At 42.5% G+C, this 16,868-nt stretch carries 14 protein-coding genes; 12 read left to right on the forward strand and 2 right to left on the reverse strand.

From position 1 onward, the window contains the following. Positions 1–2 precede the first annotated feature (2 nt). Complete coding sequence (locus tag D5F11_RS12885; protein WP_120116274.1) at positions 3–1,190, reverse strand: CaiB/BaiF CoA transferase family protein; 1,188 nt, start codon at positions 1,188–1,190, stop codon at positions 3–5. A gap of 668 nt (positions 1,191–1,858) precedes the next feature. Between D5F11_RS12885 and D5F11_RS12890 the strand changes: the two genes are divergently transcribed. The 7 genes from D5F11_RS12890 to yihA all read left to right on the forward strand — a co-directional run bounded on the left by D5F11_RS12890 (position 1,859) and on the right by yihA (position 10,813). Next, positions 1,859–2,845 carry a tetratricopeptide repeat protein gene (locus D5F11_RS12890; protein ID WP_120116273.1) on the forward strand — a complete coding sequence of 329 codons (987 nt, stop codon included), beginning with the start codon at positions 1,859–1,861 and terminating at the stop codon, positions 2,843–2,845. Between the two features lie 127 nt (positions 2,846–2,972). Then, complete coding sequence (tig, locus tag D5F11_RS12895; protein WP_120116272.1) at positions 2,973–4,262, forward strand: trigger factor; 1,290 nt, start codon at positions 2,973–2,975, stop codon at positions 4,260–4,262. A gap of 264 nt (positions 4,263–4,526) precedes the next feature. Then, the gene (gene clpX / locus D5F11_RS12900) at positions 4,527–5,780 is read left to right on the forward strand and encodes an ATP-dependent protease ATP-binding subunit ClpX (protein ID WP_120116271.1); all 1,254 of its coding nucleotides are present in this window, start codon (positions 4,527–4,529) and stop codon (positions 5,778–5,780) included. A gap of 147 nt (positions 5,781–5,927) precedes the next feature. Then, positions 5,928–7,595, forward strand: a complete 1,668-nt coding sequence (lonB, locus tag D5F11_RS12905) for an ATP-dependent protease LonB (protein ID WP_120116270.1) — start codon at positions 5,928–5,930, stop codon at positions 7,593–7,595. A gap of 51 nt (positions 7,596–7,646) precedes the next feature. Next, positions 7,647–7,850: a hypothetical protein gene (locus tag D5F11_RS12910; protein ID WP_126646581.1), complete on the forward strand. Its 204-nt coding sequence runs from the start codon at positions 7,647–7,649 to the stop codon at positions 7,848–7,850. Positions 7,851–7,907: 57 nt separating this feature from the next. Beyond that, positions 7,908–10,232, forward strand: coding sequence for an endopeptidase La (lon, locus tag D5F11_RS12915; RefSeq protein WP_120116269.1), 2,325 nt, complete (start codon positions 7,908–7,910; stop codon positions 10,230–10,232). Continuing rightward, positions 10,229–10,813 carry a ribosome biogenesis GTP-binding protein YihA/YsxC gene (gene yihA, locus D5F11_RS12920; RefSeq protein ID WP_120116268.1) on the forward strand — a complete coding sequence of 195 codons (585 nt, stop codon included), beginning with the start codon at positions 10,229–10,231 and terminating at the stop codon, positions 10,811–10,813. The genes lon and yihA overlap by 4 nt, the downstream gene beginning before the upstream one ends. Before the next feature lie 31 nt (positions 10,814–10,844). Here yihA and D5F11_RS12925 read toward each other — a convergent pair whose 3' ends face one another. Beyond that, positions 10,845–11,318, reverse strand: coding sequence for a LiaI-LiaF-like domain-containing protein (locus D5F11_RS12925; RefSeq protein WP_280519752.1), 474 nt, complete (start codon positions 11,316–11,318; stop codon positions 10,845–10,847). 586 nt (positions 11,319–11,904) lie between these two features. Between D5F11_RS12925 and hemA the strand changes: the two genes are divergently transcribed. From hemA to hemB, 5 genes are read left to right on the forward strand one after another with little or no spacing between them, the layout of a single operon-like run. Then, positions 11,905–13,257: a glutamyl-tRNA reductase gene (gene hemA / locus D5F11_RS12930; RefSeq protein ID WP_120116266.1), complete on the forward strand. Its 1,353-nt coding sequence runs from the start codon at positions 11,905–11,907 to the stop codon at positions 13,255–13,257. A 13-nt stretch (positions 13,258–13,270) separates the two neighbouring features. Beyond that, entirely contained in the window at positions 13,271–14,101 is an 831-nt protein-coding gene (ccsA, locus tag D5F11_RS12935; RefSeq protein ID WP_120116265.1) for a cytochrome c biogenesis protein CcsA, read from the forward strand. Positions 14,102–14,151: 50 nt separating this feature from the next. Continuing rightward, positions 14,152–15,084, forward strand: a complete 933-nt coding sequence (gene hemC, locus D5F11_RS12940; protein WP_120116264.1) for a hydroxymethylbilane synthase — start codon at positions 14,152–14,154, stop codon at positions 15,082–15,084. Further along, positions 15,081–15,884 (forward strand): uroporphyrinogen-III synthase, encoded by an 804-nt coding sequence (locus tag D5F11_RS12945; RefSeq protein ID WP_120116263.1) that lies wholly within the window; start codon positions 15,081–15,083, stop codon positions 15,882–15,884. Before hemC ends, D5F11_RS12945 begins: the two co-directional genes overlap by 4 nt. 2 nt (positions 15,885–15,886) lie before the next feature. After that, complete coding sequence (hemB, locus tag D5F11_RS12950) at positions 15,887–16,861, forward strand: porphobilinogen synthase (protein WP_120116262.1); 975 nt, start codon at positions 15,887–15,889, stop codon at positions 16,859–16,861. Positions 16,862–16,868 lie beyond the last annotated feature (7 nt).

Genomic DNA, 16,868 nt, shown 5'->3' on the forward strand with positions numbered 1-16,868 from the left:
TATCAGATGATTTTATTTTTCTTTAAAAATCTGACCAAATCTTCATCGTATCCAAGCTCCGTCAGTATTTCGTTTGTGTGTTCCCCGGCATCAGGCGGATAATACCGTACTTTGGCAGGGGTACGCGAAAGCTTCAACGGACTTCCGATCATTTTGATTTTTCCAGCTGTAGGATGGTCGATGGCTTGAATGGTTTCTCTCGCTAGAAGCTGCGGGTCTTCCTCTAATTTATTGATGGTTTGAATCGGACCGCAAGGAATGTTATTTTCGCGGAAAAGTCCGATCCATTCATCAGCTCCTGTTTCTACCAACTGCTTTTGTAAAATTGGCACCAACACTTCACGGTTTTCCACTCTCTTTGGGTTCGTTGCAAACCTTGGATCCTTTGCCAATTCTGCTAGTCCGATCAGCCGGCATAGAACTTCAAATTGCCGGTCGTTACCAACAGCAATCACAATATCGCTGTCCTTTGTCTGAAAGGTTTGATATGGAACGATATTCGGGTGGCTGTTCCCGAGCGGTTCGGGGGTTTGCCCTGACATTAAAAAATTGCTTGCGATGTTGATCAGGGCGCTTACTGCGCTGTCATATAAAGCGATGTCGATCTTTTGTCCAAGTCCTGACCGTTCCCGTTCCAACAGCGCGGCTTGGATGCCAATGCACGCATATAAACCCGTCAATACGTCTGTGATAGCAATTCCAGTTTTTTGCGGTCCAGAATTTTTATCTCCGGTTATACTCATGAAACCGCTCATTGCCTGAATGATAAAGTCGTATCCAGGCAAGCGTTTATAAGGGCCGGTTTCTCCAAATCCTGTAATGGAACAGAAAATGATGCCAGGATTAATGTTTTTTAGAGTCTCGTAACAGAGTCCGAGCCGTTCCATTGTCCCAGTTTTAAAATTGTGGATGACAACATCGCTTTCTTTCACAAGCTTTTTGATGATGTCTTTTCCTTCGGTTGATTTCAAATTTACCGTCAGGCTTTTCTTGTTTCGATTGGCACATAAATAATAGGCGCTGACCCCTTTTTGAAAAGGGGGCCCCCATCTTCTTGTGTCATCTCCTCCATCGGGGCTTTCTACTTTTACCACGTCTGCTCCCAGGTCACCCAGAACCATCGAACAATAGGGGCCTGCAAGGACTCTTGACAGATCCAACACCTTAACGCCTTTCAGTGCATGGCTCAGTTAGTATCACTCCTTCCTCGTGCATATTAATTGGCCTGATTTACAATGTGAATCCCTTTGGTGTCTGGATGATTAAACGTCGGACAAAAGGGGAAAAGTAGTGGAACGAAAAAAATGTGTTATTTTGTCCTATACATATTTACATATATTCTATAAAAATTTGAAATATTCCTTCTTAATGAATGAGGTTTTTGTTTACGTTAAAGAAAACATAAAATTTGACTAAGTTTTCTATTAGAAGTGATGTGCTATGTCTAGCTCCAGCGCCTATCGACTAGCAGACTTCGTGACAATGTGCTCCAGCGGCGCAGCGTATTCGAAACCTTGTTGCAAAGCTGTACGAAGCTTACTCAAAGAAGCTTCTCACGAAGTAATCCAGTAAGCTGCTGCTTTCCTCCGATAAGTCAACCTCGGCGTAAGGATTAAGCCAATCGCTGCTGAACGCAGACTACGCCTTCTTCAACGCTCGTCTAGCTTTGCGCCGATAATCAGGCACACTCGCACTTCGTTTTCCTTTATCTCGTTAGAGCCACTCCATCCTGTAGTCGATGAACTGGCGCTTGCTCGTTACTTAAGATGTTTGTTTTTCAAAGATTCACATGCTAAACTATTTTACATTAAAGTTCCTCTTAAAAGGGTAAGCTCGTTCTGAATGGGAAGGGTTTTATATGAAAAAAGACAACATTATTTTATTTCCGGGGTTAAAAAAGCGTCTCTTTCAATTTGGAATGGAACACTTGAAGGACCGCCAATTTGAAGAAGCGGCGCATTTCTTTGAACAAGCAAGAGAAATCGGCCACGATGATGACGAGATTGATATGGCGCTTGCAGTGGCCTATTATGAAAGCGCCGATTATCAAAAGGCCAAAGAGAGAACGGAGGACATGCTCCATAAAGGAATTGGTGACTATTATGAAAACATTGATCTCTATTTGATGATATTGATGCAGCTAAATTTGCATGATCAGGTGGTTCATACACTGGAAGCCCTTTTTGAAGAGCAGCATGTGCCGCTGGAAAAGCGGGAACATTATGAGACGTTATTAAAGTTCAGCAAAAGAGCCCTTACTAATAAAGAGAATCCCCTTTCGTCCCAGGAAAAGGTTGAATCTGTCCTTGGTAAAGGTGACTTCAGAGAGCAATTGATTTTTATAAGCGGTTTGGGGGATAAAAATATTCAACCGTATCTAGCATCATTAGTGAATCTTTTGAAAGACAGTCAAGTTCATCCATTTTTACAGACCGCCACCTTGAATGTGTTAATGGAGCATAAGGTTCAAACACCGGTACAGGTTAGGAAGTTTGATTATGAAGGTAATTTTATTCCTAGTGAGCTTCCGGATGTCATGGAGATCCCTTTTTATCAGTCTGTCATTGCCAAATTAAATGAAGAACTTGAAAATGAGAACCCTATATTGTTGGATCAATTGAAGGAAATGATTCTCCGCCATCAGTTTTTGTTGTTTCCATTTGAGTTTAAACCAAATAATGCGGCACTATGGGCTGCAGCATACAGGGGATTCGGCCACGAGATGTATGGAGAGAATTGGAGTAACGAGAAGACAGCCAAAAAGTTCCAAGTGGAGCCGATTGAATTGGAACAGGCTATTTCTTTTATTTTTGATCTAGAGCAACATTCGCCTTCAACTGTTTAATTTTTCTTCCCTTTAAATAGTTGAAAAGCTATGTTATAATATAATGGTTATGCCATCCGTTGTTAAGATCAAAAAATAAGATTTACATAAGAGATTTATCGAAGATATGTAGTTGGAGGTAATGAATATGTCAGCAAAATGGGAAAAGTTAGAGGGCAATAAAGGAGTCCTTACAGTTGAAGTTGATCAGGAAACTGTCGATAAGGGGCTTGATACAGCGTTCAAAAAAGTTGTAAAACAAGTACACATTCCGGGCTTCCGCAAGGGAAGAATCCCCCGTTCACTTTTTGAAAAGCGATTTGGTGTAGAATCTCTTTATCAGGACGCTCTTGATGCGATTCTTCCTGAAGCTTACACTACTGCTGTGGAAGAAGCAGGCATTGAACCAGTTGATCAACCAGAAATAGACATCGAACAAATGGAAAAAGGAAAAGAATTGATTTTCAAAGCTACTGTAATCGTGAAACCTGAGGTGAAACTCGGTGACTATAAAGGCCTTGAAGGTGAAGAAGTCGATACAGAAGTGACAGACGAAGATGTTGAAAATGAATTGAAAACTCTTCAAGAGCGCCAAGCTGAGCTTGTTATCAAAGAAGAAGGTGCAGCTGAAGAAGGCGATACAGTCACAATCGACTTCGAAGGATTTGTCGATGACGAGCCATTCGAAGGCGGAAAAGCTGAAAACTATTCTCTGGAACTTGGTACTGGAAGCTTCATTCCAGGATTTGAAGAACAGCTTGTAGGTGTGGAAGCAGGAGCGGAAAAAGACGTATCTGTCACATTCCCAGAGGAATACCACGCAGAAGAATTGGCTGGAAAGCCGGCAGTTTTCAAAGTGAAGGTTCACGAAATCAAGACAAAAGAACTGCCTGAGCTGGATGATGAATTTGCAAAGGATGTTGACGAAGAAGCTGAAACACTTGATGAATTGAAAGCTTCTATCAAAGAACGTCTGACAAAAGACAAAGAGCATGAAGCAGAACATAAGCTTCGCGACTCTTTGGTTGAAAAAGCAACTGAAAATGCAGAGGTCGATTTGCCAGAAGTCATGGTTGAAAACGAACTGAAAAACATGATGAAGGAATTCGAACAACGTCTTCAAATGCAAGGAATGAACTTGGATCTTTACTACCAATTCTCCGGACAAGACGAAGATGCGCTTAAGAGCCAAATGAATGAAGATGCTGAAAAACGCGTTCGCATGAATTTGACGCTTGAGGCAATTGCAAAAGCGGAAAATCTTGAGCCAAGTGAAGAAGATGTAGATAAAGAGCTTCAAAAAATGGCTGATATGTACAGCATGTCTGTTGAAGACATAAAAAAAGCGTTCGGTGGCAATACTGATCATATCGAAGCCGACCTTAAGATTCAAAAAGCAGTTGATTTCCTAGTCGAAAACAAAGTTGCAAGTGCATAATATATAAACATAACGTTGAAAAACTCAACATATAATAAAAACAAGGCGCGGGGTAACACGTGCCTTGTTTTACAATAAATAGAAGTACAAGCTCCATACATAACAAACCTTACTATCATCAATAAAATAATCAATTATCACCTATGCTGAGCGAAAAAGTGTATATTTGTTCATGAAATATGCTACAATGCAATACATAACTATTTAACATCGGTAACTTTATAGCGAGGCTAAGGTATAGTTATTAAAAGGGGTGAGAGTTCATTGTTTAAATTTAATGAAGAAAAAGGACAATTAAAATGTTCTTTTTGCGGTAAGACTCAAGAACAGGTCCGAAAACTGGTCGCAGGACCAGGTGTATATATATGTGACGAGTGTATTGAACTCTGTACGGAAATTGTTGAAGAAGAGCTTGGGACAGAAGAGGAATTTGAATTCAAAGATATTCCAAAGCCCCGTGAAATCCGTGAAATCTTAAAGGATTACGTCATTGGGCAGGAGCAGGCAAAGAAAGCGCTTGCTGTTGCTGTTTATAATCACTATAAGCGGATCAATTCCAACAGCAAAATTGATGATGTTGAATTGTCTAAAAGTAATATTTGCTTAATCGGACCAACGGGTAGCGGTAAGACCCTTCTTGCGCAAACACTTGCCCGTATTTTGAACGTTCCGTTCGCCATTGCGGACGCCACTTCGTTGACTGAAGCAGGGTATGTCGGGGAAGACGTAGAAAATATCCTCTTGAAATTGATCCAGGCTGCAGACTACGATGTGGAGAAAGCGGAAAGAGGCATCATTTATATTGATGAAATCGATAAAGTGGCGCGGAAATCCGAAAATCCTTCAATTACCCGTGACGTTTCAGGTGAAGGTGTTCAACAGGCACTGTTGAAAATTCTTGAAGGAACAACTGCAAGTGTTCCACCGCAAGGCGGACGTAAGCATCCTCATCAGGAATTCATTCAGGTTGACACAACAAACATTCTCTTCATTTGTGGCGGAGCCTTTGATGGTATTGAGCAAATCATTAAGCGCCGTTTGGGGCAGAAGGTCATTGGCTTTGGTTCTGATAATAAGCCGGAAGAGATTGAAGCAAAAGGGCTTTTATCGAAAGTTCTACCTGAAGACCTTTTGCAGTTCGGTCTGATTCCTGAATTCATCGGCCGTCTGCCTGTTATCGCGAGTCTGGAACAGCTTGATGAAGAAGCATTGGTTCAAATATTGACACAACCGAAAAATGCGCTTGCCAAGCAGTATCAGAAAATGCTTGAGCTTGATAATGTTGAGCTTGACTTTGAAGAAGACGCCCTTCGTGAGATTGCCAAAAAAGCAATTGAGCGCAAGACAGGTGCGCGCGGACTCCGTTCTATCATTGAGAGCATCATGCTTGATATCATGTATGATCTTCCATCGCGTGAAGATATTAAAAAATGTATCATCACAAAGGACTCTGTGCTTGATGAGAAGCCGCCAAAGCTTGTTCTTGAAGACGGAACAGTGTTGAAAGGAACTGCATAATCTGTAACTGAAACATCCAGGAGGCAGACAGCTTCCTGGATTTTTTATTATTTCTTTGAATATAGCCACATGAAATATTCCGTTTATTCCTGATCTTGTACGGAGATACTACCCATATGTGAAAAAGTGAGGTCAGGAGGGAATATGATGAATTGGACTGCCGTCATCTTATTCATTCAGTTGTTTTTTGGAACAGTCATTGGGCTTTATTTTTTTAACCTGTTAAAAAACCAAAGATCGCAAAGGGTGACTATTGACAGGGAATCGAAAAAAGAAATGGAACAATTGAGAAGAATGCGCTCGATCAAACTCACAGAACCTTTGTCTGAGCGGGTAAGGCCCATAAGCTTTGATGATATTGTCGGGCAGGAAGATGGGATTAAGGCTTTAAGGGCAGCTTTGTGTGGCCCGAATCCACAGCATGTTATTATTTACGGGCCTCCCGGGGTTGGAAAAACAGCCGCTGCACGGCTAGTGTTAGAAGAAGCTAAGAAATTCGAGAATTCCCCTTTTCGCCAATCAGCCGTCTTTGTTGAATTAGATGCCACCACTGCGCGCTTTGATGAGCGAGGAATAGCGGATCCTCTGATCGGCTCAGTCCATGACCCCATCTATCAAGGGGCAGGCGCCATGGGCCAGGCAGGCATCCCGCAGCCAAAACAAGGAGCTGTCTCTAATGCACACGGAGGCGTCTTGTTCATAGATGAAATTGGTGAACTTCACCCTATTCAGATGAATAAACTGCTGAAGGTTTTGGAAGATCGTAAAGTGTTTTTGGAAAGCGCCTATTACAGTGAAGAAAATACTCAAATTCCAACCCATATCCACGATATCTTTCAAAAAGGCCTTCCTGCTGACTTCAGGCTTGTCGGTGCCACAACCAGAACACCGAGCGAAATTCCGCCTGCTATCAGATCCCGTTGTATGGAGGTTTTCTTTCGGGAGCTTGAGCTGGGCGAAATTAAGAGCGTAGCAAAAAAGGCAGCTAACAAAGTGGAGCTTTCAATCAGTGATTCAGGTTTGTCCACACTTGCTGCTTATGCCTCAAGCGGAAGAGAAGCTGTCAATCTCATTCAAATTGCTGCCGGTTTGGCGATAACAGAAACAAGACAGCAAATATTGGATGCAGACGTTGAGTGGATTATAGAGGCAAGTCAATTGGTTCCAAAATATGAGAAAAAAATTGCCGAGAACCCTTCCGTAGGCATAGTTAACGGTTTGGCAGTCACAGGGCCCAACAGCGGAGCACTTTTGGAAATAGAAATAATGGTCATTCCTTCTAATGAGAAAGGAACTATCAACATTACAGGAATCGTTGAAGAAGAGAGTATCAATGGGCAAGGGAAATCGATCAGAAGAAAAAGCCTCGCCAAGGGGTCAGTCGAAAATGTCCTCACGGTACTCAGGTCAATGGGTGTTCCCGCACATCAATATGATATTCATGTGAATTTTCCCGGTGGCATTCCAATTGACGGACCTTCGGCAGGAGTTGCCATGGCAGTCGGTATTTACTCGGCCATTTATAAAATTCCGGTGGATAATCAAGTGACCATGACTGGGGAGATTGGCATTCAGGGAGATGTCAAGCCGGTTGGAGGCATTTTGGCAAAGGTGAAGGCTGCAAAGCATGCTGGCGCACGTTCAGTTTTCATACCAGCAGAAAACATGCGCTCCATTCTCGGAAGCATTGAAGGCATTGAAATCATTCCAGTACAAAGGATCGAGGAAGTGCTCAAAAAAGCATTGATAAGCAATAATAGCCATGAATTCGTTTTTACCGATCTGCTTCATGGAAAAGGGAAAAAGAGTGTTTAACTTCATTCATCAGAAGTCTCCCACTTCTGTTAGTGGTGAGATGAAAGCATATTGATATTCCATTCAGTGGGGGGCAACCCCCGGCTGAATAAAGTCAAAGCCTCCGGCGGATGCCACAGATTTTCAGAGGAAATTTATCGAGCAGAGCTCGATAAAATCTGGGCGCAAATACGCCAAGGCGCATTTGATATGAAAGCGAAATGTCATCAGCACCTGTTTCTCGACATAAAGCGTCTATATAAGCTAAAATTGTAGTAATATGTTTTAAAGTCCTTCTTTGATAGAAGGAACATTACTGGGAGGTGTACGAATGTGACAAAACAAAAAGAGGCGTTCGTTCCCCTGCTGCCTTTGCGTGGGATGCTAGTTTTTCCGACAATGGTTTTACATCTTGATGTCGGAAGGGAACAATCCGTTCAGGCATTGGAGCAGGCGATGCTCACCGACCATCTTATTTTTTTGACGACTCAAAAAGATACTGCGATTGATGAGCCTGGTGAGGAAGACATCTATAGAGTGGGGACATTGACGAAAGTAAAGCAAATGCTTAAACTCCCAAACGGTACGATACGAGTGCTTGTAGAAGGGCTTTCGCGGGCAAAAATGAAGAGCTACCTTGTAAAAGACGATTTTGCCGCTGCCACTCTTGAACTTTTTGAAGATGACACAGAAAAAGATGTGGAAATTCAGGCCTTAATGAGGACGATGCTTCAATACTTTGAGCAGTATATAAAGCTGTCCAAGAAAATATCAGCGGAAACTTTCGCAACTGTAGCTGATATGGAGGAGCCTGGACGGATGGCGGACATTGTTGCATCCCATTTGCCGCTGAAATTGCAGGACAAGCAGGATATCCTGGAAACTTTCGATGTGAATGAAAGGCTAAGCAATGTCATTGAAATCATCCATAATGAAAAAGAAGTTCTCGATTTGGAAAAAAAGATCGGTCAAAGGGTCAAACAATCAATGGAGCGGACCCAAAAAGAGTATTATTTGCGTGAGCAGATGAAGGCCATTCAAAAAGAACTCGGTGAGAAAGAGGGAAAAGCCGGCGAGGTGGCTGAGCTGACCGAGAAAATTGAAAATGCCGGCATGACGGAACTCGCCAAGATGACAGCGTTAAGAGAGCTGGACAGGTATGAGAAAGTCCCAGCGACATCAGCAGAAAGCGCTGTGATCCGGAATTATCTTGACTGGCTCGTTTCGCTGCCATGGACGAAAGCGACGAAAGATGATCTGAGCATTCATAAAGCAGAGAAAATCCTTGAACGGGACCATTATGGTCTTCAGCATGTGAAAGAGCGTGTTCTTGAATTCCTAGCGGTTAAACAATTGACCAAATCTCTCAGAAGCCCAATACTTTGCCTTGCAGGGCCGCCAGGCGTGGGAAAGACCAGCCTGGCACGTTCTATTGCAGAATCCATGGGAAGACATTTCGTTCGGATTTCTCTTGGAGGTGTCAGGGATGAGTCCGAAATCCGCGGACACAGGCGTACTTACGTTGGGGCAATGCCAGGCCGGATCATTCAAGGGATGAAAAAGGCGGGTACAGTTAATCCGGTTTTTTTACTGGATGAGATTGATAAAATGTCAAATGATTTCAGGGGTGACCCATCATCAGCTATGCTTGAAGTGTTGGATCCCGAACAGAACAGGACGTTTAGCGACCATTATATTGAAGAAACGTACGACCTTTCAAAGGTGATGTTTATTGCAACAGCGAATGACTTGGGGACCATTCCCGGACCGCTGAGGGACAGAATGGAGATCATTACTATTGCCGGTTATACGGAGCTGGAAAAAATTCATATAGCCAAGGACCACCTGCTGCCAAAGCAAATTGAAGAACACGGGTTAACGAGAAGCCAGCTTCAGATTAAAGAAGACGCTGTTAAGGCGATTGTCCGATATTATACAAGGGAAGCCGGCGTACGGGAGCTTGAGCGCCAGCTCGCCTCCATTTGCAGGAAAGCTGCAAAAATCATTGTAGCTGGTGAACGCAAAAGAGTCATTGTGACCGAGAAAAACCTTGAAGAGCTGCTTGGTAAGAAAAAATATCGTTATGGTCAGGCTGAGCTTGAAGACCAAGTGGGGGTTGCCACAGGACTTGCCTATACAACGGTTGGAGGCGATACGCTTCAAATCGAAGTATCCCTGACTCCAGGGAAAGGAAAGCTGATTTTGACCGGAAAATTAGGCGATGTAATGAAAGAATCTGCACAAGCAGCTTTCAGTTATGTCCGTTCAAAAGCTGAAGAATTGAAACTTCCAAATGATTTTTACGAAAAGTATGATGTTCATATCCATGTGCCTGAGGGTGCGGTGCCGAAGGACGGGCCATCTGCAGGGATAACGATTGCTACTGCACTTGTATCCGCTCTGACAGGTCGTCCGATCAGAAGAGAAGTTGGCATGACCGGAGAAATAACCCTTCGGGGGAGGGTTTTACCTATCGGTGGATTGAAAGAAAAATCGATGAGTGCCCACAGAGCAGGATTGACGACCATTATTTTACCAAAAGACAATGAAAAAGATATTGATGAAATTCCTGATAGTGTAAAGAGTGACCTGACTTTCATTCCAGTGACACATATGGATGAAGTGCTCGGGAAAGCTTTGATGGGAGAGGCAAAATGAAAGTAAACAATGTAGAAATGGTAATCAGTGCCGTTAAGCCTGACCAATATCCCGATGAAGGACTGCCGGAATTTGCACTTGCCGGCAGGTCAAACGTCGGAAAATCTTCTTTTATCAATAAAATGATTAACCGCAAAAGCTTGGCCAGAACATCTTCGAAACCAGGCAAAACGCAAACGTTGAATTTCTACAAGATAGAGGAGATGCTCTACTTCGTGGACGTTCCGGGATACGGATTTGCGAAAGTATCCAAAAGGGAACGGGAAGCCTGGGGACAAATGATCGAAACGTACATGACATCAAGGAAAGAGCTGCAGGCCGTCATGTTGATCGTCGATCTTCGCCATCCGCCCACGGAGGATGATGTCATGATGTATGACTTTCTGAAATACTATGACATTCCATGCGTGGTCATCGGAACCAAAGCGGATAAAATCCCAAAGGGAAAATGGTCGAAGCATTCCAAAATAACCAAAGAAAAACTGAATCTGGTACCAGAAGATGAACTTATTATTTTTTCTTCGGAAACTGGGGAAGGCAAGGAAACCGTTTGGAATATATTAACTAAAAGGTTCAAATAAAATAAATTTCAGGACAATGTGGTCCTGAAATTTATTTTTTTCTTTGGAGAAACAAGAAATACCCCCCGGCTATAATAAAGAAGAAAGGCCAGAATTTGCTGAGCAACGAAATATCGTGCCCGTTCTCAGCAGCCCAGTTTGTAAGTCGATCGAAAAACAGAAGTAAGGAGGCAGCCGCCAAAAATAAAATTCCCATCATTAGACCGGCACCTGTTTTTACATATGTAAGTAAAATGCCGACAGCCACCAGCAATAAGAATACTCCAGCAAAGTCCTGCCACATCTCAAGTCTATTGGCAATGTGAAAATGTATCCCCATCCCGGTTAGGACAACCCCAGGTAAAATTGCTTCGTGATCCTTGCCTAAATAGCCTTGGGCCAAAAAGCCGCACCCAATAATGATCACCAAGGTAGGCCAGGAGTATAAATCCTGTAAAATTTGTATGTTGTATTGCTGCAAAAGAAAGTAGACACCAAACCCCAAAAAAATAACTCCAGAAAACATTCCTTTATTTTTCAAAAAATCACATCCAGCGCGTTTACTTGTATTTAGTCTATATATTTGCTATGGTACAAAAGGATTGAAAATGGTTTTAACTTCATTCAGCAGAAGTCTCCCACTTCTGTAAGTGGTGAAATGAATGCCTATTGGTATATTCTATTCAGTGAGGGTTCAACCCCCGGCTGAATAAAGTTAAAGCCTCCGGCGGATGCCACAGATTTTCAGAGGAAATTTATCGAGCGGAGCTCGATAAAATCTGGGCGCAAATACGCCAAGGCGCATTTGATTATAAGAAGCTAGGGCTAAACGGACAGTAAAGATAAAATAAGCGGGCTTTCGCCAGCTGCCATGTGTTTGTCGGGGCTACTAGATGTTTCCGCACTAATAATGATCCGGCTGCGGCTCCTAGCACCTCGAGGTCACAAGTCACCTAGTTGTAGTGGCTGAAGAACTGCTGGGGCAGAACAGTCGCCCCGCACTTAAATATACCATAGGTTTCGGTTTCTGTTCACAACTTTTTAGAATTCTTCTAATGTAAAGTGATATACTAAAGATATTGAGTGATCATTTTGGAGGTGCCTGTTTTAAAATGCATATCATCGTGGTCGGTTTGAATTATCAAACAGCGCCTGTCGAGGTTAGGGAACGCCTAGCTTTTGCTGAAAGCGATCTTGCCTCTGCTATGACGGCATTGAAAAATAAAAAAAGCATTTTGGAAAATGTCATTGTGTCCACCTGTAACCGGACTGAAGTATATGCAGTGGTGGATCAGCTTCACACTGGCCGTTATTATATAAAAGAATTTCTGTCAGAATGGTTTCAAATAGACCAAAAGGATTTTTCTAATCATTTATTCATTCACGAACATGAGCGTGCTGTTGAGCATTTATATAAAGTTACATGTGGATTAGATTCCATGATTCTTGGGGAAACCCAGATTCTTGGTCAAGTTAGGGACAGCTTCCTACTTGGTCAAGAAAGAGGGACAACTGGGACAGTCTTTAACCATTTGATGAAACAGGCTGTAACACTTGCTAAGCGTGCCCACTCAGAAACTGAAATTGGGTCCAATGCGGTTTCCGTTAGTTACGCAGCAGTCGAGTTGGCAAAGAAAGTGTTTGGCCAAATGAAGGACAAGCATGTACTTATTATCGGAGCCGGGAAGATGAGTGAGCTGGCCATCAAAAATCTATATTCAAATGGAGCGACTAAGGTCACGGTTGTTAACCGCACTTTAGAAAGAGCAAAGAATTTAGCGGATCAGTTTGATGGACAGGCTAAATCGCTGAGTGAACTGCAATGTGCGGTCATGGAAGCCGATATCGTCATTAGTTCCACTGGGTCACCTGAATATGTATTGACTAAAGACATGATGGTCCAGGTTGATAAAATGAGGAGAGGGCGCCCGCTTTTCCTTGTTGATATTGCTGTTCCTCGCGACTTAGATCCTGCCATTTCAGAAATTGACAGCTTCTTCCTCTATGATATAGATGATCTGGAAGGGATTGTTCAGGCGAATTTGGTCGAGAGAGAATTAGCTGCTGATAAAATTATGGGTATGATTGGAACGGAAATCAACAACTTCAAAGAATGGCTTAATATGCTCGGTGTTGTACCTGTCATTACGGCTTTGCGAGAAAAGGCATTGTCCATTCAGGCTCAAACGATGGAAAGTATTGACCGAAAGCTTCCGAACCTTACGGAGCGTGAAAGAAAAGTATTGAGCAAGCATACAAAGAGCATTATCAATCAATTGTTGAAAGATCCAATTATGCAAGTGAAGGAATTTTCGGGTCTGGAAAATGCTTCGGAGAAAATCGAGCTCTTTAAGCAAATTTTTGACTTGGAAGATGCCGTAAAGCAAGCAGATCCTGCACCTGCAAAAGAATCCGAAAAAAAGAAAATCAAATTTGCAGCGCCGCTGCATACATTCCAATCATAAGAGGAATGAGTCTATGTTCGATCTTGTATTGGCAAGACTTCCAGAATTGATAATCGTCATATATGCCTTATCCATTCTGCTTTATTTTATCGATTTCGTTGATCATAATCGGAAGGCAAACATTTTTGCTTTCCGGTTGCTTTTGATTGTTTGGGCATTTCAAACAATCTTTTTGTTTATGTACATGTTAAATACCGGTAGATTTCCAGTATTGACGCTCTTTGAAGGGCTGTATTTCTATACTTGGGTACTTATCACAATCTCTTTGTTTATTCATCATATTTTCAAAGTTGATTTCACGGTATTTTTTATAAATTTGATAGGATTTTGTTTCATGGCAATTCATGCTTTCGCGCCTATTCAGCGTTCTTTTGTAACGGCGGAGCAATTAATGTCTGAATTATTGTTGATCCATATAACAATCGCAATCCTATCATACGGAGCTTTCTCTGCGTCATTTGTGTTCTCAAGCCTATACTTGTTTCAGTTTAAACTGCTGAAGGAGAAAAGGTGGAAGAAGAAGTTATGGCGATTGGCGGACTTGGCGAAACTGGAAAAGGCATCTTTTGTTCTCAACACGATCGGTTTCCCAATGCTGCTATTAAGTCTTATTCTGGGTCTCAGATGGGCAGTGATTAAGCTTCCAGTTTTTCATTGGTATGATCCTAAAATTATCGGGTCCTTTTTTTTGTTGATCATCTATGGATTTTTACTATATGCTTTTGTTAAACGCGTCATTTTCGGGCGCAAACTGGCTTTATGGAATACAATGGCTTTTTTATTTGTATTGGTCAACTTTTTTCTAATCAGCAGAATATCTAAGTTTCACTTTTGGTTTTCGTAAAGGCGATGCAGACGGGCATTTAAGTGCAGTATTCACAGGAGGCATTTTATATGAGAAAAATTGTAATTGGTTCGAGGAGAAGCAACCTGGCAATCACACAGACAAACTGGGTGCGCGAACAGTTGGAAAAGCTTGGCGCTCCTTTTGAGTTTGAGGTAAAGGAGATTGTGACAAAGGGAGACCGCATCTTAGATGTCACTTTGTCCAAAATTGGCGGGAAAGGGTTGTTCATCAAGGAAATAGAGCAGGCGTTATTTGATGGCGAGATTGATATGGCTGTCCACAGTATGAAGGACATGCCAGCAGAACTTCCAGAAGGACTGGTAATCGGATGCGTACCGCTGCGCGAAGATCATCGTGATGCATTTATTTCAAAAAGCGGGCTTAAGCTGAAGGAACTGCCAGTCGGGTCTATCGTAGGTACGAGCAGTTTGCGAAGAGGAGCACAGATCTTGGCTCAAAGACCAGATTTGGAAATTAAATGGATACGAGGCAATATTGATACACGGCTATCCAAACTTAAAACTGAAGATTATGATGCCATTATTCTAGCAGCAGCCGGATTAATCCGAATGGGATGGAATAAAGAAATCGTAACGGAATATCTGGACCCAGATTTCTGTTTGCCTGCCATCGGTCAAGGGGCATTAGCCATCGAATGCAGGGAGGACGATAAAGAGCTTCTGACTGAATTAGCTAAGCTAACTTGTGAAAAAACGGCAAGGGCTGTTGAGGCTGAGCGTGTATTTCTTCATAAGATGGATGGAAGCTGCCAGGTGCCAATCGCTGGCTTTGCCGAAATTTTACCCAACAATGAAGTCCAGCTTACAGCTCTTGTGGCTTCCCCTGATGGCAAAACAGTTTATTCGGATATGATTAAAGGAACAGACCCGAAGGATGTCGGTGAAAAAGCTGCAGCAAGCTTGATTGAACAGGGCGCTAAAGCTTTAATAGAGAATGTAAAAGAGGAACTCGACAAATGACAGCAGACCAGCTTCCTTTACGAGGCAGGCATGTGTTGATCACCAGAGGTGGAGAGCAGGGTGAAAAGTTTTGTAATGACGTTGCTTCAGCTGGTGGGATTCCATATATGGTCCCGCTCATTGATTTTCGTCCTCATGAAGACTTGAACGCGGCCCATTTCAAACAATCACTGGGTACATATGATTGGATTATTTTTACAAGCAAAAATGGCGTCAAGTATTTTTTTCAGCACATTGCTTCCCATCGGGAACAATTTGAAATGTTTAAAGAGAATATTCAATTTGCGGCTGTGGGCGAGAAAACAAGGGCTGAATTAAGCCGATATCGTGTTGAATCGCATTTTATACCCAATATTTATACGGCAGAAGATTTCTCAAAGGAGTTTTTTGAAAAAGGATATACGGTAAAGCGGGCTTTGATTCCAAAAGGTAATCTGGCAAGTACCACGATCGCCGAAAGCTTTCGAAGCCAGCGGATTTTAGCTGATGAATGGGTTGTCTACGAAACTTTTTATCCAACAAAGGACATTGGCAGGCTGGTCACGATTGTAAAGGAAGATAGGCTTGATGTTGCTTGTTTTACAAGCCCCTCCACTTTTCATCATTTTAATAAAGTGATAAAGCAATACTATTTGGAAGAACATCTTCAGTCTATTTTGCTTGCAAGCATTGGCAAAGTAACAAAAAGGGCAATTGAAAACGAGGGGTACTTGGTTAAAGTGTGTCCTGAAAAATATACAATAGATTCTATGTTCCATGAACTGTGCCAGTATTTTGGCCAGGAAAGAAAGGAAGAATAGCATTGGATCAAATTCAATTCAAACGTCATCGAAGACTTCGTAAATCTGCTGCTTTACGGGAAATGGTAAGAGAAACGCATATACATCCGGAAGATCTGATTTACCCCCTTTTTATTGTGGAAGGCGAGAATACCCGTAAAGAAATTTCATCCATGCCTGGCGCGTTTCAAATTTCATTGGATCTGTTAAAAGAGGAAATAGCTGAAATTAGCGAACTCGGTATCAAGGCGGTCATTCTTTTCGGTGTACCGGATGAAAAGGATGATTGTGGAACGGGTGCATATATAGATGAAGGAATTGTGCAAAAAGCTACACGGGTTATAAAGGAAACTACTCCAGAGATGTTGGTCATTGCCGATACATGCCTTTGTGAATACACTGACCATGGACATTGCGGTGTAATCGAAGAAGGGTATGTCCAAAATGATGCTAGCTTGGAACTTCTTGTTAAAACGGCTGTCAGCCAAGCCAAGGCTGGTGCAGATATAATCGCCCCCTCCAATATGATGGATGGATTTGTGGCTGCGATTAGAAAAGGTTTGGATGAAGAGGGATTCCAGGAAATACCAATCATGTCTTATGCAGTGAAATATTCTTCTGCTTTTTACGGACCTTTCCGTGAAGCGGCGAATAGCGCTCCGCAATTTGGAGACCGAAAAACGTATCAAATGGATCCAGCCAATAGAGTGGAAGCCCTTCGTGAAGCTCAGTCCGATATGGAAGAAGGAGCGGATATGCTGATTGTTAAGCCTGCTCTTTCCTACTTGGATATCATTCGTGATGTAAGGAACGAATTCAATGCTCCGCTCATTGCCTATAATGTGAGCGGAGAGTATTCCCTTATTAAAGCTGCGGCTTTGAACGGCTGGGTAGATGAAAAAGCGATTGTCATGGAAATGCTGACTAGCATCAAACGTGCAGGAGCGGACATGATCATCACTTACTTTGCCAAAGACATGGCAAAATGGCTTAAATAAAGAAAAG

It is taken from the genome of Siminovitchia terrae, assembly GCF_003605405.2.
Lineage (GTDB): Bacteria > Bacillota > Bacilli > Bacillales > Bacillaceae_C > Siminovitchia > Siminovitchia terrae.